The organism is Nocardia sp. NPDC003963 (genome assembly GCF_053605105.1).
On the sequence record NZ_JBSGIP010000026.1, the window covers coordinates 55,708 to 80,662 of the forward strand.

Sequence of the window (24,955 nt, forward strand, 5' to 3'; positions counted from 1 at the left end):
CGGTACTCAGCCGAACTGCTGCCAGCCCAACCGGATCACCATCGCCACCACGACCACCAGCAACACCACGCGTACGAACTCCGCGCCCCGGTCCAGGGCCATCCGCGAGCCCACCACCGCACCTGCGATATTGGCCAGTGCCATCGCCCCGCCCAGCGCCCACAGCACATGACCGGTGGAACCGAAATAGATCAGCGCCCCGATATTCGAGCCACAGTTGATCACCTTCGCCATCGCGGCCGCCCGGACGAACTCGGTACCGAGCAGGGTGGCGAACGTGATGATGAGAAACGTTCCGGTGCCCGGCCCCAGCAACCCGTCGTAGGCGCCGATCAGACCGGCGGCCAGACCCACTACCAGGACGACCTTGCGCCGCGACGGGGGATGGGTGGCCAGGGTGATCCCGATCGACGGCCGGGCCGTCACGAAGATCGCCACACCGATCAGCACCACCAGCACGATCGGGATGAACAGCTCCCGGTCGATCAGCGCCACCGCGGCCGCACCGGCCGCCGCGGTAGCCGCCGCCAGTACCGCGGCGGGTATCAGCAGCCGCCACTGGATCGGGACTTTCCGGGCGAAGGTGGCCGCCGCCGCGGCAGTACCCGCGACCGCCGACAGCTTGTTGGTGCCCAGCGCCGTCTGTGGGGCCAGGCCGGGCGCCACCAGCAGCAGGGTCGGCAGCACGATCAGTCCACCACCGCCCACCACGGCGTCCACCCAGCCGGCGGCGGCCGCGGCCGGTAGGAGCATCAGCCAGTCGGTCGTATCCACCCGCTCAGGAAACCAGACGGTCTGCGGGTTCGGATCACCCGCTTGCGCATCCCACCGCGGCCTTCCTCCTAGGCTGGGCGGGTGCGCCGGTTCAGCTTGTGGCTCCGAGACAACCCCGTCGTCGCCGATTCCGTTCTCGCGGTGATGCTGCTGCTCCTCGACCTCGCGGTGGCCCGGGACAGCACCAACCTCCCCGCCTTCCTGGTGTTCTCGGTGCTCATCCCGCTGCCGATCGCACTGCGCCGGATCTACCCGCGGGCGATGGCGGTGACGTTCATGGCGCTGTCGTTCTGCGCCAGCACCATCGGCTACATCGTCGGTGATCCCACGGTGCACGCCGCGCTGCTCGGCCACGGGATCATGCTGTACACGCTGGTGGCCTACGTCGGTCGCCGCGTCGGGTTCTGGTACGTGCTGGCGCTGGTGGCCGATACGGCCTACGGGATGGCGTTGGTGAGTGGATTCAAGGCCGGTGACGGGGCCTTCGTCGCCGTGTTCTTCGCGCTGTGCTGGGCACTGGGGGAGTTCACCGGGGCGCGCCGCGCCTACGACGCCGAGGTCGCGGCCCGGCTCGCTGTCTCCGATTCCGACCGGGAACGCCGCGCACACGACGCGGTCTCGGCCGAGCGCACCCGCATCGCCCGCGAACTCCACGATGTGGTCGCGCACGCGGTGAGCGTGATGATCGTGCAGGCCGACGGTGCGCGTTTCGCCCTGCGCACCGATCCGGACACCACGGAACAGGCGCTGGTCACCATTGCCGGAACCGGGCGCGAGGCGCTCCGCGAACTCCGCCGCACCGTCGCGTTGCTCCGCACCGAACACGCACCCGACGAAGTGCCCCAGCACGGTACGGCGGGGCTCGCCGCAGTGGTGCAACTGATGCGCGACGCCGGCCTGGCGGTCGAACTGGAACTGTCGGGTGAACTGGACGGCGTCGCGCCCGAGATCAGTCTGGGTACGCATCGCATCGTGCAGGAGGCACTCACCAACACCCTCCGCCACGCCGGTGCCCACCCCAAGGCATGGGTGCGGGTACGCCGCCGGGCCGACCACATCGAGGTGGAGGTCACCGACTCCGGCGGCGTACCGGTGCGGCCGGAGGACCGGATCCAGGGCAGCGGACTGGGCCTGGCCGGTATGCGGGAGCGGATGGCGGTGCTCGGCGGCAGCCTCGAGGCCGGGCGCCGGCCCGACGGTGCCTGGCGGGTGTACGCGCGGATTCCGCTGTCCACACCGGAGCAGGAGTAGGCGGCGCCCGCCACTACATTGGACTCCGTGCCGATCACCGTGCTCGTTGTGGACGACCAGGAACTCATGCGCGTAGGACTGAAGATGGTGCTCGGCGCGCATCCCGATATCGAAGTGGTGGGCGAGGCCGACAACGGTGCCGCCGCAGTGGCCCGCGCCGCCGAACTGATCCCCGACGTGGTGCTCATGGATGTCCGGATGCCGGTGGTGGACGGAGTCACCGCGACCGGGCGGATCCTCGAGGCCGATCACGGCACCCGGGTCCTGGTGATGACGACCTTCGATCTCGACGAACACGCGCTGGGCGCGCTACGCGCCGGCGCGAGCGGTTTCCTGCTCAAGGACACCCCGCCCGAGGATCTGATCTCGGCCATCCGCAGTGTCGCGGCCGGGGACGCGGTGGTGTCGCCGAAGGTGACCAAACGGCTGCTCGACCGGCTGATCGCCGAAGAGCCGGCGCCCTCGCGCGATCCCGGGATACTCGAGGTGCTGACCGCCCGGGAGCGCGAGGTGCTCGAACAGATCGCGGCCGGCCGCTCCAACGCCGAGATCGCCGGCGAGTTGTTCCTGTCCGAAGCGACGGTGAAGACCCATGTCGGCCGGGTATTGACCAAACTGGGTCTGCGCGACCGGGTACAGGCGGTGGTGCTGGCGTACGAAACCGGGCTGGTGCGGCCGGGCGGCTGAGCGTCCGGGATGGCCGGGCCGTGGGTTCGGACCGGAGCAGGGGAGTGCGGTCCGGGTGGTGGGCCGTGCCGGAGAACATGGTGTCCGGGGCCTCCGGTTGCGCCGGGCGCCCGGGACGTCCGGTCGTCGGAGGCGGTGCACGCGGGTCCGGTGACCAGCCGTGGACCCGGGTCGCAGCGGTTCGGGAGCATATCGGACATCTCGTTCGTTGTACGAACAGTCCGACCCGAAAGGTTCGCTCATGCCCGTCCTAGGTTTCCTCGTTTACCTCGTCGTCGAGATCGCCGCGTTCACCGCCGCCGTCGCCTGGCTCGGCGCGGTCCCCGCGATTCTGCTGCTGATCGCCAGCTCCGCCGCCGGAATGCTGTTGCTCGGATCACAGTGGCGGCGGGTGGGTGAACAGTTCCGCCGTGCCTCCCGTGGCGAGATCACCCCCGGCGCCGCGGTCGCCGACGGTGCGCTGGTGGGTCTGGGCAGCCTGCTGATGTTCGTACCCGGCCTGGTCACCTCGGTGCTGGGGCTGCTGATGCTGCTCCCGCCGACTCGCGCCCTGTTCCGGCCGGTGCTGTCCGCCCTGGCCGCGCGGCGGGTCGCGAAGATCGCCGCTACCGCGCCGTATCGGCCCACCGTGGTGGACGCCGATATCGTCGACGGTGTCGTGGTGAGCGAGTGGTACACCGACGAGCGGCCGAAATCGGCCACGGCCCTGGAACTGCGTCCGGCCGCGACGGAGCAGCGGAATCAGGGTGAGCCGGCCCAGTGACCGTTCTCGTAGCGGATCGGTGACTCTGCCGAGCAGGACGGTATCGGAAAGCGGCGGAGCCACAGCGGAATCGGTGACCACACCGCACCCGGGCGCCGGGCCGCGCAGCCGATCCGCTGCGTCACGCGTCCCGTCGGCGATTCCGCCCGCAGTAGCGATGCGGTTCGACGGTCGGCCTACGAATCGTCGGCCATGCGGTACTCGCCTCGTTCCAAACGGGCGAGCACCCCGGCGGTCCAGCCGGTGAGGTTGTCGAAGACACCGCTCCACAGTTCGAGCAGATCGGTGGCGTGCGGCGGTTCGTGGCGGCCCGGATAGTCGCCGATCATGGCCATCAGGTCGTCGCGGACCGCGCGACTGTTGTCCCGTTGTTCGCGCAGTTTCGCGATCACACGGTCGCGCGGTAGCGCGTCCATGAACGCGATTCCGGCACCGAGTTCCTCCATATCCACGCTGGTCAGCGCTTCGTCCATCCGTTCCAGGAACTCCGCCTCGCCGGTCGCGGTCAGTTCGAACAAGGTCCGGCCCGGCCCGCGGCCGCCGTCCTCGGTGCCCAGGGTGCGGAGCTTGCCTTCCTGGGTGAGCTGTTTGACGGCGTGATAGATCGAACCGGGCTGCACATTGGTCCAGGTATCGGCACGCCAGGCGAGCAGCTCGCGGCGTACCGCGTAACCGTGGGTCGGCTGCTGCCGCCGTGCCACCCCGAGAACCAGCAACCGTACCGCCGCCATCGTCACTCCTCCTGTCATCGGAACAGTACGGTAGTCAAATTTGACTTCCTGGCCCCGCACGGCCTAATTTGTGTAGTCAAATTTGACTAATGGAAGGAATCTCATGGGAGATACCGCGGTACCGGTCCTGCCCACCCACGATCTGGCGCGCACTCTCGATTTCTACGGGGCGCTCGGGTACGCGGTCACCTACGAGCAGACGAGGCCCTATACATACGGCGCGATCAGCGCCCACGACTGTGCACTCCACTTCACCGACGCACCTGCGGGGCAGCCGACAGAGGGGCAGACCGGATGCCTGGTCATGGTGGAGGATGCCGCACGGCGCCACCGCGCCTTCAGTGCGGCGCTACGGGAGCGCTTCGGCCGGATCCCGGCGCAGGGACCGGGCCGGATCACCCGTTTCCGGCCGGGGCAGACCAGGTTCAGCGTGATCGACCCGGACGGCAACTGGGTGACGTATATACAGCGGGACGAACCGGAGGGCCTCGAATACGGCGGCTCGGCGGAACTGTCGGGACTGGCCAAGGTGCTCGACAACGTCCGGATCCTGCGTGATTTCAAGAACGATGACAAGGCCGCCGAACGCGCGCTCGAATCCGGGCTGCGCCGGCACGGCGCGCAGGCCGGTGCACTGGACCGGGCGCGAGCCCTCGCCGCACTGGCCGAACTGGCGATCGCGCGCGGCAATCCGGGCCGGGCCGCCGAGCGCCGGGCCGATCTGGCGGCACTCGAACTGACCGGGTCCGAGCGCGCGGAACTGGCCGCCGAACTCGGCGCGGCGGATGATCTCGAAGAGTGGTTGCGGTCACCGGCCGAATGATCTGCCGTGCTGGGCCGCTGCCGGAGTACTTGCGCCTGCCCGGTCGCCGCACCGCGGTCGTGACCTCGGCTCAGCGGGGGCTGTCCGCCCACCGAATGCCGGTGCTGTTCGCTCGCCCGGCCCGGATTTCGCGGATCCCGCGGGGCAACGGTCGCCCACCGGACGGGATCGGGGCCCTCGGGCTACCCGGAAAATCCCGCGATTCACCACCGGCAGGCTGCTGTCACTCCGCGGCGGCCGATTCGGTGCGCGGCGTGATCTCGATGCCGACGGTGCCCGACTTCCCGCGGCGCAGCGTGCTGCCGAACACCACCAGTGGACCGGTCAGCCGGTATTTGCGGCGGATCAGACGGCGTACCCGGGCACCGCCGTCGGCGTCGAGTACGCGACCGGTGCCGTGGACGATCTCACCCCGGGGCGTGCCCTTGTAATCGCAGGGCTGCAGGGTCACCTCCGGATTGCGCCGCAGTCGCTTCACCTTCCAGCTGTCGGTGACGGTCCAGACATAGAGCTTGTCGTCCTCGGCCACCGCCCACAGCGGCGTCGGCACCGGGGTGCCGTCCTTACGGAAGGTGGTGAGCAGAACATAGTCGGCGGCGCCGACCGCACCGAGCGTGTTGGTCATGGAAGGCAGCGTAATTCGCGGGGGACCGGCGGGCGATCCGGCGCCGGGGCCGACCGCTACCGGCGTACCGGGGCGGGACCGGACCGCGCGACCCGCACGACGGTGCGGCAGACTGGACACCCGTGAGTACGCAGCTGCTGGTCGGAGGCCGGATCTACAGTTCGAGTTCGCCCGATGCCACCGCCCTGGCGGTGACCGACGGGGTCGTCGTATGGCTCGGCGCCGACCATGTGGGCCGCGCGCTGCATCCGGCCGCCGAGGTCGTCGAACTCGACGGTGCCTTCGTGACCCCCGCGTTCGTGGAACCCCATCTGCACACCACCGCACTCGGTCTGCAGCTGTCGGGCCTCGATCTGTCCGCGGCGGTTTCACTCGCCCACTGCCTGGAACTGGTCGCCGAATACGCCGCCCGGAATCCCGGTGGCGCGATCCTGGCCGACGGCTGGGACGAGACCCGCTGGCCGGAGAGCCGGCCGCCGACGGTCGCCGAAGTGGATGCCGCCGCCCGGCCCGGGCAGGCGGTCTATCTGGCGCGGGTGGACGCGCATTCGGCCGTGGCCTCCTCGGCGCTGCTGGACGAAGTGCCCGGATTGCGTTCCGCGTTCGGCTTCACCCCGGGCGAGCCGGTTCGGGCGGCCGCCCACCATCTGGTGCGGACCGCCGCTCGCGCCCGGCTCACCCGGGAACAGCGCGATGCCGCGCGGCGGACCGCGCTGGACGCCGCGGCGGCGCACGGCGTAGCGGTGGTCCATGAATGCGCGGGCCCCGATATAGAGGGCGAGACCGATCTGCGCGAGCTGCTCGCCTTCGAGCACGGCGTGCAGGTGCGGGCCTACTGGGGCGAGGCGGTACGCACCGCGGACCAGGCGCGTGCCCTGCTGTCCGAACTCGGTGCGCACGGGCTGGCCGGCGACCTGTTCGTCGACGGGTCGATCGGCTCGCATACCGCCTGGCTGCGGGATTCCTATACCGACGACGCCGGGACCGGCGTCTCCTATCTCGATGCCGCCGATATCGCCGCCCATGTGCGGGCCTGTACCGAAGCGGGTATCCAGGCCGGCTTCCACGCGATCGGTGACGGCGCGCTCGACGCGGTCGTGGCCGGATTCGGTCAGGTCGTCGCCGAATTGGGCGGCCCGGCCGTCGCTGCCCGCGGCCACCGGGTGGAACACGCGGAGCTGCTCGACCCGGCGCATATCGAGGCCCTCGCCGCCTGGGGGGTGATCGCGAGTGTGCAGCCCGCGTTCGACCTTGCCTGGGGCGGGTCCGACGGAATGTATGCCGAACGCCTGGGCGCCGCCCGCGCCGCCGCCCTGAACCCGTTCGCCGCCCTGGCCGCGGCCGGGGTTTCGCTGGCCATCGGCTCGGACGCGCCGGTGACGGCCCTCGACCCCTGGTCGGCGGTCCGCGCGGCAGTACACCACCGGACGCCCGGGCACGGTCTCTCGCCGCGGGCCGCCTTCGCCGCCGCCACCCGCGGCGCCTGGCGAGCGGGTGGGGTACGGGACGGGGTCGCCGGGACCCTGGTTCCCGGTGCGCCCGCGTCCTACGCGGTATGGGACGCCGGTGAACTGGTGGTCGCCGCGCCCACCGATTCGGTGCAGCGCTGGTCCACCGACCCCCGGTCACGAGTGCCCGGCCTGCCGCCGCTGACCCCGGATACCGACCTGCCGCGGTGCCTGCGCACCGTGCACCGGGGCAGCACCATCTACACGGCGTGATCTAGGCCCGAGCGGAACAGGATGTAGTAGTGGATCAGGGTGACAATGCGGCGATCCGGTGGGCCGACAGGCTCACCCGCTACTCGGTGCCGGTGCGGGCGGTGGCCGCGGTGTTCGCCGGGGTACTGCTGTTCGGCAGTTTCCCGCCGCGGCCGTGGTGGTTCCTCGCCCCCGCCGGAATCGCGCTGCTGACCCTGGTCGTCCGCAGCGGGACCGGGTTGCGTTCCGGTTTCGGTTACGGCTTCCTCGCCGGACTCGGCTTCTTCCTGCCGCTCCTGCCGTGGACCGGGATATACGTGGGGCCGCTGCCGTGGCTCGCGCTGTCCACCGCGTGCGCGGTGTATCTGGGCCTGTTCGGGGTGCTGGGCCGGATACTGGGCCGGTTGCCCGGGTGGCCACTGTGGCTGGCCCTGGCCTGGACAGCCGCCGAATGGGGGCGGTCCAGTTTCCCGTTCGGTGGATTCCCGTGGGGCCGGCTGGCGTTCGGGCAGGCCGACGGCTGGTTCCTGCCGCTGGCCGCGTACGGCGGTGCACCGCTGGTGAGTTTCGCGGTGGCGCTCAGTGGCACCTGCGGGGCCGCGGTACTGATCGGGTTGCGCCGGGAATCGGGTGTCCTCCGGGGCGGGCCGGATTCCGCGACGGGACGTACGGGAGCTACCGCGGCCGGTGACCGAGATCGAGGCGGGCGGATCGCGATCGCGGCCGCGGCGGCCACCTGCGTACTGCTCGCCGCCGTCGGCGCCGGGCTCGGCGCGACTCTCCCCGGTCCGCTCGAGGGGGACCGGACCATCACCGTAGCCGCCATCCAGGGGAGCGTGCCGCGGCTGGGTCTGGACTTCAACGCACAGCGCCGGGCGGTACTGGACAATCATGTCCGCCGGACCGAACAACTGGCCGATGACGTGACCTCCGGTCTGTTTCCGGCCCCGGATGTGGTCATCTGGCCCGAGAATTCCTCTGATATCGACCCGTTGCGCAATCCGGACGCGGCAGCGCTCATCTCGGCGGCGGCACGCCGGATCTCGGCACCGATTCTGGTGGGAGCGGTGCTGGTCAACGGGGACGGGACCACCACGAATTCGGTAATGGTCTGGACCGCGGAAAACGGTCCGGAAGACCGCCACGACAAAAAAATAGTACAGCCTTTCGGGGAATACCTGCCGATGCGTGGTTTTTTTCGTCTCTTTTCGGACTATGCGGACAGGGCCGGATACTTCGTTCCGGGTCACGGTGACGGAACAATTCGGGCCGCAGGTACGGAAATCGGGGTGGCAACCTGTTATGAGGTCGCTTTCGACCGGGCATTCCGGGATTCGTTGCGCTCGGGCGCGCAATTGCTCGCGGTCCCGACGAACAATGCGACTTTCGGGGACAGTGAAATGACTTACCAGCAACTCGCGATGTCCAGGGTGCGGGCGGTCGAACACGGGCGCTCGCTGGTCGTGGCCGCCACCTCGGGGGTCAGCGCGATCATCGCCGCGGACGGATCGGTGCGGCAGGAGAGCGCGCTGTTCGTACCCGAGGCGCTGGTCGCCGAGGTGCCGCTACGTGATTCGCATACCCCGGCGACCGTGCTGGGACCGTGGCCGGAGCTGATCGCCGTGTTCGTGACGGTGGTCGGTGTGGTGATCTCGATCGCCGGGGCGCGAGCCGGTCGTCGCCGGGCCGAGACCCACACTGCGCCCGTGGGCGGCTGAACCAACCGGATTTCGTCGCTACCGGCGGGTCTGCGATAACGCCTGGGCTGCTCGTGGTTCTTCGGTTTGCAGTGCGTTTATTTTTTCGTAGCGAGGGGTAAACATGCTGGCCCTTTGTGCGTAGTATCTAGGCAGCGCCCGGCCCTGCCGGGTGAGAAGTGAACCGATCTTCCGCGTCTCGGCGTGACCAACATGCCGGAATTCGGACACCGTGGTCCGATGCTCTTCCGGCTCCAGGTAACCATTCGGTTTCGACTGCCATCCATTCAAGGTGATGCTCCGAATAACCAGTCGTGAATCACACCCAACGGCCGGTGCACGCCGTTGTGGGCTGTTCGGGGAGTGTCGAGCTGTAGAACGGAGTGATTGATGAGATCGTCGGCCACCGGGGTCGATAGCAGTTCGTCGGCCGAAATTTCGGCCGAACCGTTTCCGCTCACACCCGCTCAAACTGCGATGTGGTATGCCCAGCGGATCCAGCCGGATATCCCGCTGGTCATCGCCGAGTATGTGGAGTTCCACGGCGAACTGGATGCGGGCCTGCTGCTGTACGCGATCGAGCGTTTCGGGGCGGAGACCGAGGTCGGGTTACAGCGCATCGTGCAGATAGACGGGGTCCCCCATCAGGTCATCGATCCGATGATGCGACCCGGCTGGGCCCGGCTGGATCTGCGGTCCGAGCCGGATCCGCATACCGCCGCGCTGGATTGGATGAAGGAAGACACTCGCACCCCCATAGATTTCGAGCACGACCCGCTGGTCTTCAACGCCGTGCTGCGCACGGGCGACCGTGACTACATCTGGTATTCGCGGGCCCACCACATCGTCATCGACGGCTACGCGGCGATGAACGGGCTGGTCCGGACCGCGGAGATCTACACCGCCTACTGTGAGTCCCGGGAACCGTCGGTATCGCGTGCCACCCCGTTGGCCGAGCTGTACGCGGGGGAGAACGAATACCGCAACTCGCAGCGGTTCGAGAGCGACCGCTCCTACTGGCGCGAAATCCTCGACGGCGCCGGGCAGGTCATGAGCCTGTCCACTGTCGCCAATCCGCCGGCCACCACGGCGAATACGGGCCGCCGACTGGCCACCGCGGTTCTCAGCGAAACCACCGAGGCCGCCGTCGCGGCGGCCGCCGCCCGGCGCGACGCCTCCAACCCGACCCTGTTCGCCGCCGCCATGGCCTGCTATGTCCGGTCCATGACCGGGGAGAACGATGTGGTGCTGAGCCTGCCGGTATCGGCGCGCACCACGGTCTCACTGCGCCGGTCGGCGGGGGTGGTGTCGAATGTGGTGCCGCTGCGGATCCGGTTCGAGCCGGGTACGACGGTCGAGGACGTCGTACGGGCGGTGGAACGCCAGATCACCGGAGCCCTGCGCCATCAGCGCTACCGGCACGACGATATCCGCCGCGACGGTGGGTACGACCGCGATACGCGTGGGTTCTTCGGTCCGATGATCAACATCATGCTGTTCAGCCGCCCGCTGCGGTTCGCCGACCTCGAGGTGTCGGCGCATGTACTGGCCACCGGACCGGTCGAGGATCTCTCGGTCAACCTGTACACCAGCGACGGCGGCCGTGCCCACCTCGACTTCGAGGCCAACCCGCTGCTCTACAGCGAGACCGAGGTGGACACCCATCACCGCAGGTTCTTGGACTTCCTGGATCGGTTCCTCAGCACCGACGCGGACACCGCCGTCCGGGAACTGCCCGTTCTCACCGCGGCCGAGCACCGGAAGGTCCTGCACACCTGGAACGAAACGGCCGCATCGGTCGAAACCGGCACGCTGCCGAGTATTTTCACCGACCGGGTGCGGCAGTGCCCGGACGCCGTGGCGGTGGAGTTCGAGGACGAGGCGCTGACCTATCGTGAACTCGACGCCCGCGCGAACCGTTTGGCCCGGTTGCTGATCGAGGCCGGGGCAGGACCGGATCGGATCGTCGGGCTGTGCCTGCGGCGCAGTACCGAACTGGTCGTCGCGATGTACGCCGTACTCAAATCCGGGGCCGCCTATCTCCCGCTGGACCCGGAGCATCCGGTCGCCCGGCTGGAACAGATCGTGGCCCGGGCGCGCCCGGTGGCCCTGCTGGTCGCCGAGCGGGACGGTCTGGAGCTTCCCGGAGGTGCCGGCCCGGTAGCGGTCGATACCGTGGAACTCGCCGGTTTCGATCCCGCGCCCGTCACCGATGCCGACCGGATCGCGCCGCTGCGCGCCGACCATCTCGCCTATCTGCTGTTCACCTCCGGTTCCACCGGCGCTCCGAAGGGCGTCGGGATCACCCACGCGGCGATCGTGAACCGGCTCCGCTGGATGCAGCACGAATACGCGCTCGACCACACCGATGCGGTACTGCAGAAGACCCCGGCGACCTTCGATGTATCGGTATGGGAATTCTTCTGGCCGTTGCAGACCGGAGCCCGGCTGGTGGTGGCGCGACCGGACGGCCATCGCGATCCGGCCTATCTGGCCCGGGTGATCCAGGAGAAGCGGGTCACCACAGCGCATTTCGTCCCGTCCATGCTTTCGGTGTTCGTCACCGATACCGAGGTCGGCGATTGTGCCGCGCTGCGCCGGGTGTTCTGCAGCGGGGAGGCGCTGCCGCCGGCGACCGTGCGTGATTTCCACGCCGCGCTGCCGGGTCCGCAACTGCACAATTTGTACGGCCCCACCGAGGCCGCGGTGGACGTCACCTATTGGCACTGCCCGCCCGAACCCGATGCGGTGCCCATCGGTTCCCCGGTATGGAACACCCGGACCTATGTCCTGGACGCGGCACTGCGCCCGGTCGCCCCCGGAGCAGTCGGTGAGCTGTACCTGTCCGGTGTGCAACTGGCCCGCGGCTATCTGGGGCAGGCGCCGCTGACCGCCGAACGATTCGTCGCCGATCCGTTCACCCCCGGGGCGCGGATGTATCGCACCGGCGATCTGGCACGGTGGCAGCTCGGTACCGCCGGTAGCCGTCGCGGTGTTCTGGAATACCTGGGACGCACGGATTTCCAGGTAAAGATCCGGGGCCTGCGCATCGAACTCGGCGAGATCGAATCCGCCCTGCTGGCCGATTCCCGGATAGCCCGCGCCGTCTGCGTCGCCTATCGTGCCCCCGCCGGCGACCAGTTGGCCGCCTATGTGGTGTCCCGCGCCGGTACCGAACTCGATCCCGAGGCAGTGCGGTCGGGACTGGCCCGTTCGCTGCCCGGATACATGGTGCCCGCCACGGTGACCGTGCTCGACGAACTACCGCTCAACAGCAACGGCAAGATCGACCGGAAGGCGCTGCCGGCCCCCGGCCCCACCGAACAACGCGCCCGGAGCGCACCGCGCAACGAGGTGGAAGAAGCGCTGGCCGCGATTTTCGCCGAACTGCTGGGCGTCCCCGAGGTCGGAATCGATGACGGGTTCTTCGAACTGGGTGGGAACTCGCTGGTGGCCGCCCGCGCGGTGGCGCGGATCAACAATGCGCTCGGCACCGCGCTGACCATCCGTGATCTGTTCGAGGCCGGCACCATCGCCGAACTGACCGAACGGTTCTCGGTACCCGAACCGGATCTCGCGTCACCGCAGCTGGTTCCGGTGGTGCGGCCCGACCGGATCCCCCTCTCCCCGGCCCAGCAGCGTCTGTGGATCCTGAACCGATTCGCCGAACACGCCGCTGCCTACAATATGCCGCTGGCGGTCCAGCTCGACGGCATCCTCGATATCGGGGCACTGGAGGCCGGGCTACTGGATGTGCTGGAGCGGCACGAGAGTCTGCGTACCACTTTCCCGGATTCCGGTGAGGGTCCGTACCAGCGGATCCATCCGGTCGCCGAGATCGGCCCGGCGCTGGTCTCGGTCGAGGCCGACAGCGCCGAGGTCATCGGACTGGCCACCGAATTCGTCTCCCGGCCTTTCGATCTGCGCAGCGATATTCCGGTGCGGGTGGCCCTGTACGCCCTCGATATCGACCGCCATGTGCTCGTTCTGGTCCTGCACCACATCTGCGGTGACGGCTGGTCGGTCGCGCCACTGGTCCGCGATCTGACCTCGGCGGTCGAGGCACGGGCGGCCGGCCGGGCGCCGCAGTGGACACCGCTGCCGGTGCAGTACGCGGATTTCGCGCTGTGGCAGCGGGAACTGCTCGGCGAGGAATCGGATCCGGCGAGCGCGCTCAGCCGGCAGGTATCGCACTGGCGGGCCGAACTCGCCGGTCTGCCGGATCAGCTCGACCTCCCACTGGACCGGCCGCGCCCGGCGCGGCGCTCCACCGAGGGCGGCCGGGTGGCCTTCACCATTCCGGCCGGAACTCGCAGTGCGGCGGCCGAATTGGCCGCCGCTCGCGGTGCCAGCATGTTCATGGTGGTGCACGCCGCGCTGGCCACACTGCTGGCCCGGATCTGCGGTAGTACCGATATCGTGATCGGCACCCCCATCGCGGGCCGTACCGATCCGGCGCTGGACGAATTGGTCGGGATGTTCGTCAACACCCTGGTGCTGCGCACCGAGGTCGATCCCGGTGCCGATTTCGACCGGATGCTCGATATCGTCCGGGAAACCGATCTGAATGCCTTCGCCAACGCCGACGTACCGTTCGAGCGACTGGTCGAGGTGGTGAATCCGGAACGCTCCGGGGCACGTCATCCGCTGTTCCAGGTGATGCTGTCCTACGACAACGCCGGTGAACTCGATCTGGCGCTGCCCGGGGTACGGACCGAGATCCTCGCGGTCGACGGCGCCATCGCGAAATTCGATCTCCAGCTCGAAGTGCACGACGACAACTCCGGCGGCGAACTGCACGCCGAGATCGGTTACGCGACCGATGTGTTCGACGAGCGGACCGTCGCCGCCATCGCGCGCAGGTTCGTCGCGGTCCTGGACGCGGCGGTCGGTGACCCGCGCCGGCCCGTCGGTGATATCGAGGTATTGGAGCGGCGCGAGCGCAGCAACCTGGTACCGCTGGCCGGGGGACCGGCCGAACCGCCGGTCGTCCTGTCCGAACTGCTCGGCAGGTCCGCGGTACGCGATCCGGACGGGGTCGCCGTGCGCTACCGCGGCCGCGATACCACCTACCGGGAACTGGACGAACGCGCCAATCAGATGGCGCGCCTGCTGATCGAGCAGGGCGCCGGACCCGAGACCGTGGTCGCGCTGGCGTTGCCACGAGGGCTGGACGCGCTCACCGCGATCTGGGCGGTCGCCAAGACCGGCGCCGCGTACGTACCGGTCGATCCCGGGTATCCGCGGGAGCGGATAACCCATATGCTCACCGATTCCGGGGCCCGGCTCGGGGTCACCGGCCCGGACCAGGTCCCCGCGCTGGCCGGGATATCCGGTGCCGTGGAATCGTGGCTTCTCCTCGGCTCGCCGGAATTCGAGAACGACTGTGCCGCCATCTCGTCGGCGCCGATCACCGACGCCGACCGGATCAGGCCGCTGCGCACCACGCATCCGGCCTACCTGATCTACACCTCCGGTTCGACCGGCACTCCGAAAGCCGTGGTCGTCACCCATGCCGGGCTGGCCTCGTTCGCCGCCGAACAGTGCTATCTGTTCGGTGTCACACCGGATTCCCGGACTCTGCATTTCTCCTCGCCGAGTTTCGACGCCTCCGTGCTCGAACTGCTGCTCGGCTTCGTCTGCGGGGCGACCGTGGTGATCGCGCCGCCGGATATCTACGGCGGTGGCGAACTCGCCGATCTGCTGCGTACCGAAGCCGTCACGCACGCGTTCGTCACCCCCGCCGCGCTGGCCACCGTCGATCCGTCGGGGCTGGACCAGTTGCGCACGGTGATGGTGGGTGGTGAGGCGTGCAGTCCCGAACTCGTGGCGACCTGGGCCGGCCGGTACCGCATGCACAATATGTACGGTCCATCCGAAGCCACGGTGGCCGCCACCATGTCCGGGCCCATGCGTCCGGGCCGCGTCGTTCCGCTGGGACATCCGGTGCGCGGTATGCGGTTGTTCCTGCTGGATCCGCGGTTGCGTCCGGTACCGCCCGGAACCCCCGGTGAACTGTACGTCTCGGGACCCGGTGTGGCCCGCGGATACCTGGGCCGGCACGGCCTGACCGCGGCCCGTTTCGTACCCAATCCGTACGGCCGGCGCGGCGAACGGATGTACCGCACGGGTGATCTGGTGGTCGCCGACCGCTCCGGCCGGCTCCGATTCCTGGGCCGTGCCGACGATCAGGTGAAACTCCGCGGTTTCCGCATCGAACTGTCGGAGATCGACCATGTGCTGCGGAGCCGTCCCGGGGTGCGGTCCGCGCTGACCGTTGTGCACACCGACGCATACGCACGGCAGCGGCTGGCCGCCTATATCGTCGCCGACGGCGGTATCGACCCGGCCGAGGTCCGGGCGGCCGTACGCGGGCAGTTGCCCGGCTATATGGTTCCCGACGCTGTCACGGTGCTGCCGGAATTCCCGAAGGCACCGTCGGGCAAGCTCGACCGCAAGGCGTTGCCCGAACCGGTCTTCCTGCCGGCGGCGACCACCTCCCGCCCGCCGGCCACCGAGGCCGAATGCCGAGTCGCCGAGGTCTTCTCCGAGGTGCTGGGATGCGAGGTCGCCGGTGCCGAGGACGGGTTCTTCGATCTGGGCGGTAATTCGCTGCTGGCGACCCGGCTGGTGGGCGCGCTCTACGAACGGTTCGGGGTGGATCTCCCGGTGCGGACGGTGTTCGAAGCCCCCACCGTCGCGGCGCTGACCGAACAGCTCCTGCGGACTCCGGCCACCACCCGGGTGCCGCTGGCCGCGTATGACCCGCGACCGCAGCGGTTGCCGCTGTCGCTGCCACAGCAGCGGCTGTGGTTCCTGAACCGGTTCGCACCCGAGTCCAGTGCGTACAACATCGCCTTCGTGCTCGATATCGAGGGCAGCCTGGACATCCCCGCACTGCGGGCGGCGCTCGGCGATATCGTCGAACGGCACGAGGTGCTGCGCACCGTCTTCCCCGACGACGGCGACGGTGCCCAGCAGCGGATCCTCCCGGCCGCATGGGCACTGCCCGCGCTGGATCCGCGGGAGACCGATCCGGCCGGAGCCGAGGCCGCGCTCCGGGAATCGGCCACTACCGGATTCGACCTCACCGCGGGTACGCCGTTGCGGGCGGTACTGCTGCGGATCGGCCCGGACCGTTATCGGCTGGGCGTGGTGGTCCACCACATCGCCGCCGACGGCTGGTCGCTGGGGCCGCTGACCCGTGATCTGGCCGTGGCCTATCAGGCCCGGCACGCCGGGGACGAGCCGCCGTGGTCGCCGCCGGCGGTGCAGTACGCCGATTTCGGGCTGTGGCAGCGCGAGCACCTCGGTGACGAAAGCGATCCGGACAGCCTGGCCGCGCGCCAGCTCGGCTACTGGCGCGAACAGCTCGCCGGTCTGCCCGACGAACTCCCGCTGCCCTACGACCGGGCTCGCCCCACCGAACCCGAGCACACCGCGGCCTCGGTACGCCGTGGTATCCCCGAGCCGGTGCGCCGGGGACTCGCGGAGGTGGCTCGTACCCAGGGAGTGAGCTCGTTCATGGTGCTGCGTTCGGCGCTCGCGGTGCTGTTGCGTTCGGTGACCGGCGGCCGCGATATCGCCATCGGTACACCTGTCGCCGGCCGGACCGACCGCAAGCTCGACGAGCTGGTCGGGATGTTCGTCAATACGCTGGTACTGCGTTCGGAAGTCGACCCGGCCCGCCCGTTCACCGAGCTGCTGCACGTGGACCGGGATACCGAACTGGCCGCCCTCGCGCACTCCGATATCCCGTTCGAGCAGGTCGTGGCCGCGCTCGGCCACGACCCCCGCGCCACCGGCCGCCACCCGCTGTTCCAGGTCGCGCTCACCGTGCAGGACACTCCGATACCCACTCTGGAGCTGCCCGGTCTGTCGGTCGACGCGGCCGCGCTCGATATCGCCCGCGCGAAATTCGATCTGGAGCTGCGGGCCGGTGATATCGGCGACGGTGAACTCGAATTCGTCTACGCCGACGAACTGTTCGACGCGGCGACGGTGGAGATCCTGGCGGATCGTTTCCTCCGGGTACTCGCCGCGATCGCCGCGCGGCCCACCGTCCTGGTGGGCGATATCGACACCCGCACCGATACCGAACGTCGTACGCTGTGCCCGGCATACGGCCCAGCCCCCGGGATCCCGCGCACGCTGGGCGCGCTGTTCGGTGCCACCGCCCTCGCGCACGGCCCGCGCCCGGCACTGTACGAAGACGATACGGTGCTCACCTACGCCGAACTCGATCGTCGTGCCAACCGGCTGGCGCGTGCGCTCATCCGGCGTGGACTCGGTACCGGCGATATGGTCGCGCTGGGGCTCACCCGGTCCGCGGATTCGGTGACGGCCGTGCTCGCCATCGCCAAAGCCGGGGCGGCGTTCGTACCGGTGGATCCGAACTACCCACCCGAACGGGTCGCGCATATGCTCGCCGATTCCGGCTGCTCGGTCGGGCTCACCCGGTCCGGTCACGCCGAGCGATTGCGCGCGGCCGGCGGTACGGAAATCGACTGGCTGCTGCTGGATTCCCCGGCCGGCCACCGTGAGATCGGCGGTGAGCCGGCGGGCCCGGTGACCGACGCCGAACGTGTGCGCCCGGTCCGCTGCAACGACGCGGCCTATCTCATCTACACCTCCGGTTCGACCGGAAAGCCCAAGGGCGTCACCGTGACCCACGGTTCGCTGGCCGATCTCGCCGACGAATTCCGGGATCGGCTCGTGGTGAACCCGGCCGCGCGGACAATGCATTTCGCCTCGCCGAGTTTCGACGCGGCGGTCCTGGACCTGCTGCTCGCGATCGGTGCCGGCGCGGCCATGGTGATCGTGCCGCCGGAGATCTACGGCGGCGACGAACTGGGCGAGCTCATGACGCGTACCGGGGTGACGCATACCTTCATCACCCCGGCGGCGCTCGCCACCATCGATCACGAACGCTGGCCGCTGCCGGCGCTGCGGGGTCTGATGGTCGGTGGCGAGCACGCGGGTCCGGAACTGGCGGCCCGCTGGGCGCCCGGGCGCCGGATGTTCAACGGTTACGGTCCCACCGAAACCACCATCATCGCCTCGGCGACCCGTATCCTCGCGGACCGTCCGGTCGAACTGGGCGATCTGATCCGCGGGATGCGGGCCGTGGTGCTCGACGAGCGCCTGCGCCCGGTACCCAGCGGGGTGCCCGGTGAGCTCTACCTGGCCGGCCCGGGAGTGGCGCGCGGTTATCACGATCGGTTCGGGCTCACCGCCGCGCGATTCGTCGCCGACCCCTACGGCCCCGCCGGCGCTCGGCTCTACCGCACCGGTGACGTCGTGCGCTGGACCCGCGACGGCGGTCTGCGGTACCTGGGCCGCAGCGACAACCAGGTGAAGATGCGCGGGTTCCGGATCGAACTCGGCGAGATCGCGGGCGCGCTCACCGCGCATCCGGCGGTGCACTTCGCCCATGTCGCGGTGCGCCGGCTCGGCGATTCGGACCGGCTGGTCGCCTATGTGCATCCGGCCGACCCCGCGCACCGGCCCGAACCCGAGGAGCTGCGCGATCATCTGAACCAGCGCCTGCCCCGGCATATGGTTCCGGCCGCGTTCGCGCTACTCGACGAGATCCCACTGACCCCGGTCGGCAAACTGGATATCGCCGCACTGCCCGAACCCCGGCCACTGCTCACGACCGCAGCGGGCCGGGCGCTCGGTTCGGATACCGAACGCCGGGTCGCCGCGATCATGGGCGATCTGGTGGGGACCGTGATCACCGACGCGGACGAGAGTTTCTTCGATATCGGCGGCAACTCGTTGCTGGCCACCCAGCTGGTGGGCCGGCTCGACGCGGCGACCGGGGTACGGCTGCCGGTGCGCGCGGTGTTCGCCGCACCGACGGTCGCCGAACTCGCGGCGCGGCTCGACGGTGAGACCGCCGGTACCGGGACCGCCCTGGTGCGCCGCGAACGGCCGGCGCGGATCCCGCTGTCGGCCGCCCAGCAGCGACTGTGGTTCCTCAACCGTTTCGGCGGTGCGGACGGTGGTGCCTACAACATCCCGGTCGTGCTGCGCCTGCGCGGCCCGCTCGACCAGGCTGCGCTGCGCCGCTCGCTGCACCTGCTCCAGGAGCAGCACGAAACGCTGCGTACGGTGTTCCCGGAGATCGGCGGGGAGCCGGCCCAGGTGGTGCTCGATGCGACCGAAGCCGCGATCACGCTACGGGCACCGCTGACCGGCGCCGCGGGCCATATCGCCGAGATCGAGCGTTTCATCGCGCCGGGCTTCGATCTTTCCTCCGAAATACCGGTTCGGGCAGCACTTTTCGTGGTGGCACCGGACGAGCACGTCCTGGTCCTGGTAGTGCACCACATCGCGATGGACGGCTGGTCGCTGGAGCCGCTCGCCGCCGATGTGGCCGCGGCCTACCGGGCGATCCGGCTCGGCGCGGATCCGCGACCCGATCCCGAGCAGCTCCAATACGTCGACTACACGCTGTGGCAGCGGGAACTGCTCGGCGACGAGGCCGATCCCACTGCACCGATCAGTCGTCAGCTCGACTACTGGCGCACCCGGCTGGCGGGGCTGCCCGAATTGCTCGCGGTGCCCGCCGACCGCCCGCGGCCGCCGGTTCCGTCCTACCGCGGCGGCACCGTGGAACAGCGGGTCGACGCCGCGGTCCACCGGGAATTGCGTGATCTGGCCGCACGTCACAATGTGAGCCTGTTCATGGTGCTGCACGCCGCGCTGGCGGTTCTGCTGCACCGGATGACCGGCGTCGGCGATATCGCCGTCGGCACCCCGGTCGCCGGGCGCGGCCGGCCCGAACTCGACCGGATGATCGGCATGTTCGTCAATACGCTGGTCCTGCGGACTCCGGTGGCGCACGACGCGCGTTTCACCGAACTGCTCGATACCGTGCGCGATACCGATCTCGACGCGTTCGGTCACGCCGATCTGCCGTTCGAACGGCTGGTCGAGGTGCTCAACCCGGTGCGTTCCCAGGCGCACCATCCGCTGTTCCAGGTGATGCTGTCGGTGCGCGACGAGCCGGTACGGGCCCTGGAACTGCCGGGCCTGAGCATCGAGGCGATGGATATCGACGCCGGTATCGCCAAATTCGATCTCCAGTTCACGCTGACCGAATCCCGGGCCGCGGATCGGTCACCGGACGGGATCGGCGTATCGGTCAACTACAGCGGGGATCTGTTCGACGAAGCGACCGCGGCCCGGCTCAACCGGCGCCTGATCCGGTTGCTCACTGCCATCGCCGCCGATCCGTCCGTGGTCGTCGGTGATCTGGAACTGCTGGAACCCGAGGAATGGTCGGCGCTCGCTCCGCTGCGCCGCGCCGATCCCGACCAGCCCTGCACGCTGGCCGAAGTCTTCACCGCGGCGGTCGCGGCCGACCCGCAGGCGGTGGCGCTCGCCGGCGCGGGGGTCGAGGTCACCTACGACGCACTCGACCGCTGGAGCAACCGGCTGGCGCGCGTACTGGCGGGATACGGCGTGGGACCGGAAACCCTGGTGGCACTGGGTATTCCGCGGACGGTCGAATCGGTGGCCACCGTACTGGCGGTCACCAAGACCGGTGCCGCCTTCGTCCCGGTGGATCCCGGCTACCCGGCCGCCCGGATCACCCATATGCTCGCCGATTCCGGCGCGACCCTGGGTATCACGCTGGCCGAGTACCGCGATCAGCTGCCGGGTGCGGTGCGCTGGCTGGCACTCGACGATTCCGAAGTGCGCGAACAGGTGTTGCGGGCCGCCAGTGCGCCGATCACCGATGCGGACCGGATCGCCCCGCTGCGGATGGACAATCCGGCCTATGTGATCTATACGTCCGGTTCCACCGGAACGCCGAAGGGCGTGGTCGTCACCCATCGCGGGCTGTCCAATTTCGCGGCCGAGACCGCGCAGCGGTTCGATGTCCGGCCGGGCAGTCGTATCCTGCACTTCGCGACACCCAGTTTCGATGCCGCCATGCTGGATCTGCTGTTCGCACTCGGCGGTGCGGCCACCCTGGTGCTCACCCCGCCGGGAGTGGTCGGTGGGGCGGAACTGGCCCGAGTGCTCCTGGCGGAACGGATCACACACGCCTTCATCACCACGGCCGCGCTCGCCACCGTGGATCCGGAGGGCATCACCGATTTCCAGCACGTCCTGGTCGGTGGCGAAGCACTGCCGACCGAAGTCGTCGCGCGGTGGGCACCGGGCCGGAAACTGCACAATGTCTACGGCCCCACCGAAACCACCATCGTCACCGTGATGTCGCCGCCGCTGGTTCCCGGCGGGCCGATCCCGATCGGCGAACCGATCCGCGGTGTCGCGGCCATGGTGCTCGACGCCCGGCTGCGCCCGGCCCCGCTCGGGGTCACCGGTGAGCTGTATCTGGCCGGTGGGGCACTCGCCCGCGGCTACCACGACCGGCTGGGTCTCACCGCCCAGCGGTTCGTGGCCAACCCCTACGGCAAACCGGGTGAGCGGATGTACCGCACCGGCGACCTGGTGCGAATTCGTACCGGGGAGGACGGCGGTCCCGGCGATATCGAGTACGTCGGCCGGACCGACCATCAGGTGAAGATCCGCGGTTTCCGGATCGAATTGGGCGAGATCGACGCGGCGCTGTGCCGGTTCCCGGGGGTGGAGTTCACCTATACCGCCGGGCATCGCACGGCCGCGGGTGTCACCGCGCTGGTGTCGTATGTGAAGGGCGCACCGGGCACCACTGCGGCCGAACTGACCGCGCATGTGTCCGAACTGGTGCCCAACTACATGGTTCCGCAGTCGATCATGCTGATCGACCGGCTGCCGCTGAACCCGGTCGGCAAACTCGACCGGTCCGCGCTGCCCGAACCGGTGTTCGCCGCCACCGAGGAGTATCGAGCACCCGCCAACCCGGTGGAGGCCGCCCTGTGCGAGATCTTCGCCGAAGTGCTCGGCGTCGAACGGGTGGGTGCCGGGGACGGCTTCTTCGAACTCGGCGGTAATTCGCTGCTGGCCACCAAGATCGTGGCCCGGGCCCGCGAGGCGGGCTACGAACTGCCGATGCAGCTGCTGTTCGGCGAATCCACCCCGGCGGCGCTGGCCGCCCGGCTCGGCGACGGTACCGCTGCCGCCGCGATGGAGCTGGCGCTCGCGCCACTGCTGCCGCTGCGTCCCGATACCGGTACCGGACGACCGCCGCTGTTCTGTGTACATCCGGCGATCGGCTTGGCCTGGTGCTACGCCGGGTTGCTCGCCGAACTCCCGGCCGACCAGCCCGTCTACGGTCTGCAGGCGCCGCAGGCGAGTGGGAAACCCGGATTCGGTTCGATCGGCGAGGCCGCCGAACACTACATCGCCCATATCCGGACCGTGCAGCCGCACGGGCCCTACCAGCTGCTCGGCTGGTCGCTGGGTGGTCTGATCGCGCACGAGATCGCGGTGCGGTTGCAGGCGGGCGGAGAGGAGGTCGCGCTGCTCAGCATGCTGGACAGCTACCGGCTCTCCGACGATCTGGCCGTCGACGCCGTACCCACCGTCGCCGAGATCCTGGGCGAATTCGGCGGCGATCTCGTCGTCGACGGAGCCGAACCGACCCTGGCCGAGGCCGCCGAGCTGTTGCGGTCGCGTCCGGGACCGTTCGCGGCACTCACCCTGGATCATCTGGAACGGCTGTACGCCGGCTACGCCGACGGCACCGTCCAGGCCAACGGCTTCCGGCCCGGAGTCTTCGACGGCGATCTGCTGTTCTTCGCCGCCGGCACCGATCCGGTGAACCTGGCCGCACCCGATCGCCGCCCGGATGCCTGGCGGGGCTTCGTCACCGGTGCCGTACATGCCCGCGAACTGGCGTGTACGCACGCGGAGATGACCACTCCGGAATCCCTGGCGGTGCTCGGCCCCGTGCTGCGGGATCACCTCCGCGCGACCCGGTCCGCGCCGTCCACGCACGCACAGCCCGGTATCGAGACGAAGGAGAATGTTCAGTGAACGCCGCGGTGCACATCACCGGTCTGGTCAAGAACTATGGCAAGGCCCGGGTATTGGACGACGTCGATCTCGAAGTACCGACCGGCACCGTAATGGGCCTGCTCGGTCCCAACGGGGCGGGAAAGACCACCGCCGTGCGCATCGTCACCACCCTGTTGCGACCCAACGCGGGTTCGGTGCGCGTCGCCGATATCGATGTCCTGCACGATCCGGCCGCGGCGCGGAAGCTCATCGGGTTGTCCGGTCAGTATGCGGCGGTGGATGCGAACCTCACGGGTTTCGAGAACCTGCGCATGGTCGCGCGCCTCTACGGGATGCCCCGGGAGCGCGCCACCTCCCGGGCCCGGGAGCTGCTGCGCGATTTCGGGCTCGAAGACGCGGCGGACCGGCGCGCCGGAACCTACTCCGGCGGTATGGAGCGCCGTCTGGACCTGGCCGGCGCCCTGGTCGCCCGGCCGCCGGTGGTGGTGCTCGACGAGCCGACCACCGGCCTGGACCCGCGGGCCCGCAACGATATGTGGAAAGTCATCGCCGATCTCGTACGCGACGGCACCACGGTCCTGCTCACCACGCAGTACCTGGAGGAGGCCGACCGGCTGGCCGATCAGATCACGGTCCTCGACAAGGGCCGGGTCATCGCCCGCGGTTCGGCCGACGAACTCAAATCCTCGATCGGTGGGGACCGGCTCACCGTCACCCTGTCCTCCGGACAGGATCCGGCACCCGCGCTGCGGGTGCTGGCCGATATCGGGATCGGCGAACCCGCGCACGAAGCGAGCGTCGACGAAGTGTCGGTGGTGGTCGGTGACGGGTCCCGCACCATGGTCGAAGCATTGCGCCGGCTCGACGACGCAGATGTGCACGTGGTCGACGCACGGGTGCACCGGCCCAGCCTCGACGACGTTTTCCTGTCCCTGACCGGCTCCCCGGCACAACCGGACGCCGAGCCGGAAACCAGCGAGGTACCTGAGGAGATCATGTCGTGAGTACCGCAGAAGCCGCGGTCGAAGAATCCGAAGCCGCACCCGCTACCGAGGGGGAGTCCGAACTGGCGCATGCACCCGGATCCCACCGGATCCCCAAATCCAGCGAACCCCGGCTGCGGTTCTTCCGCGACAGCGCCATCGTCGCGCACCGCAACCTGCTCACCATCCTGCGTGTGCCGACGCTGCTGGTCACCGCCACGGTGCAGCCGCTGATGTTCGTCTTCCTGTTCGCCTACGTCTTCGGCGCCTCGCTCGGTGGCGGCCAATACCGAGAATTCCTGATCGCCGGCATCTTCGCCCAGACCGTCGCGTTCAACGCGGCATTCACCACGGTCGGGCTCGCGGGCGATCTGGAGAAGGGCATCATCGACCGGATGCGGGCGCTGCCCATGTCCCGGCTGGCCGTGCTCATGGGCCGCACCCTGTCCGACCTGGTCGTCAATATTCTCAGCCTGCTGACGATGACCATCTGCGGTTATATCGTCGGCTGGAGTATCGAGGGTTCGTTCGCCGATGCAGTACTCGCCTACGCGGTGATCCTGCTGTTCGCCTTCGCCATGTCGTGGGTCGGCGCACTCACCGGGTTGCTCGCACCGAATGTCGAGGTCGCTCAGAGCGCGGGCCTGATCTGGTTGTTCCCGCTGTCGTTCATCTCCTCGGCCTTCATCTCCGCGCAGACCCTGCCGGGTCCCCTGAAGACCATCGCCGAATGGAATCCGATCACGGCGGTGGCCGGTGCGGGCCGCAAACTCTTCGACAACAGCTCGCCGCCGTTCTTCACGCCCGCGACCGGCTGGCCCGCCGAGCACTGTGTCGAGTACGCGGTGATCTGTTCGGTGGCGATCCTGGCGATCTGTATGCCGCTGGCACTGCTGCGGTATCGCCGCGTGGCCAGCCGCTGACCCCGGACTCGTGACACAGAAAGGCCGTGGGCCCCCGGCAACCCCCCGGGCCCGCCGTTTATAAAGGAATATCACACC

12 protein-coding genes are annotated in these 24,955 nt (G+C 69.2%); 9 read left to right on the forward strand and 3 right to left on the reverse strand.

The annotated features are described in order from the left end of the window. Positions 1-6: 6 nt before the first annotated feature. On the reverse strand, positions 7-753 hold the full coding sequence (locus ACWEWT_RS27860; protein ID WP_452563338.1) for a TSUP family transporter: 747 nt from the start codon (positions 751-753) through the stop codon (positions 7-9). A gap of 102 nt (positions 754-855) precedes the next feature. On the opposite strand from ACWEWT_RS27860, the gene ACWEWT_RS27865 reads away from it, so the two are divergent. The 3 genes from ACWEWT_RS27865 (at position 856) to ACWEWT_RS27875 (ending at position 3,475) form a co-directional block, all read left to right on the forward strand. Further along, positions 856-2,025 (forward strand): sensor histidine kinase, encoded by a 1,170-nt coding sequence (locus tag ACWEWT_RS27865; RefSeq protein ID WP_452563321.1) that lies wholly within the window; start codon positions 856-858, stop codon positions 2,023-2,025. Positions 2,026-2,052: 27 nt separating this feature from the next. Continuing rightward, on the forward strand, positions 2,053-2,712 hold the full coding sequence (locus tag ACWEWT_RS27870; protein WP_452563323.1) for a response regulator: 660 nt from the start codon (positions 2,053-2,055) through the stop codon (positions 2,710-2,712). Positions 2,713-2,953: 241 nt separating this feature from the next. Next, positions 2,954-3,475 carry an FxsA family protein gene (locus ACWEWT_RS27875; RefSeq protein ID WP_452563325.1) on the forward strand — a complete coding sequence of 174 codons (522 nt, stop codon included), beginning with the start codon at positions 2,954-2,956 and terminating at the stop codon, positions 3,473-3,475. Positions 3,476-3,651: 176 nt separating this feature from the next. Here the strand turns inward: ACWEWT_RS27875 and ACWEWT_RS27880 are convergent, their stop codons facing one another. Then, positions 3,652-4,206, reverse strand: a complete 555-nt coding sequence (locus tag ACWEWT_RS27880) for a PadR family transcriptional regulator (RefSeq protein WP_452563326.1) — start codon at positions 4,204-4,206, stop codon at positions 3,652-3,654. Positions 4,207-4,309: 103 nt separating this feature from the next. Between ACWEWT_RS27880 and ACWEWT_RS27885 the strand changes: the two genes are divergently transcribed. After that, positions 4,310-5,029 carry a glyoxalase gene (locus ACWEWT_RS27885; protein ID WP_452563328.1) on the forward strand — a complete coding sequence of 240 codons (720 nt, stop codon included), beginning with the start codon at positions 4,310-4,312 and terminating at the stop codon, positions 5,027-5,029. A 223-nt stretch (positions 5,030-5,252) separates the two neighbouring features. Here the strand turns inward: ACWEWT_RS27885 and ACWEWT_RS27890 are convergent, their stop codons facing one another. Next, complete coding sequence (locus tag ACWEWT_RS27890; protein ID WP_452563330.1) at positions 5,253-5,654, reverse strand: PPOX class F420-dependent oxidoreductase; 402 nt, start codon at positions 5,652-5,654, stop codon at positions 5,253-5,255. Positions 5,655-5,776: 122 nt separating this feature from the next. Between ACWEWT_RS27890 and ACWEWT_RS27895 the strand changes: the two genes are divergently transcribed. The 5 genes from ACWEWT_RS27895 (at position 5,777) to ACWEWT_RS27915 (ending at position 24,877) form a co-directional block, all read left to right on the forward strand. Next, complete coding sequence (locus ACWEWT_RS27895) at positions 5,777-7,375, forward strand: amidohydrolase (protein WP_452563332.1); 1,599 nt, start codon at positions 5,777-5,779, stop codon at positions 7,373-7,375. A gap of 29 nt (positions 7,376-7,404) precedes the next feature. Then, positions 7,405-9,072 carry an apolipoprotein N-acyltransferase gene (gene lnt / locus ACWEWT_RS27900; protein ID WP_452563333.1) on the forward strand — a complete coding sequence of 556 codons (1,668 nt, stop codon included), beginning with the start codon at positions 7,405-7,407 and terminating at the stop codon, positions 9,070-9,072. Positions 9,073-9,441: 369 nt separating this feature from the next. Further along, on the forward strand, positions 9,442-22,989 hold the full coding sequence (locus ACWEWT_RS27905) for an amino acid adenylation domain-containing protein (protein WP_452563335.1): 13,548 nt from the start codon (positions 9,442-9,444) through the stop codon (positions 22,987-22,989). Then, positions 22,986-23,975 carry an ATP-binding cassette domain-containing protein gene (locus ACWEWT_RS27910; RefSeq protein WP_452563337.1) on the forward strand — a complete coding sequence of 330 codons (990 nt, stop codon included), beginning with the start codon at positions 22,986-22,988 and terminating at the stop codon, positions 23,973-23,975. Before ACWEWT_RS27905 ends, ACWEWT_RS27910 begins: the two co-directional genes overlap by 4 nt. Before the next feature lie 62 nt (positions 23,976-24,037). Further along, the gene (locus ACWEWT_RS27915; RefSeq protein WP_452563339.1) at positions 24,038-24,877 is read left to right on the forward strand and encodes an ABC transporter permease; all 840 of its coding nucleotides are present in this window, start codon (positions 24,038-24,040) and stop codon (positions 24,875-24,877) included. Positions 24,878-24,955 lie beyond the last annotated feature (78 nt).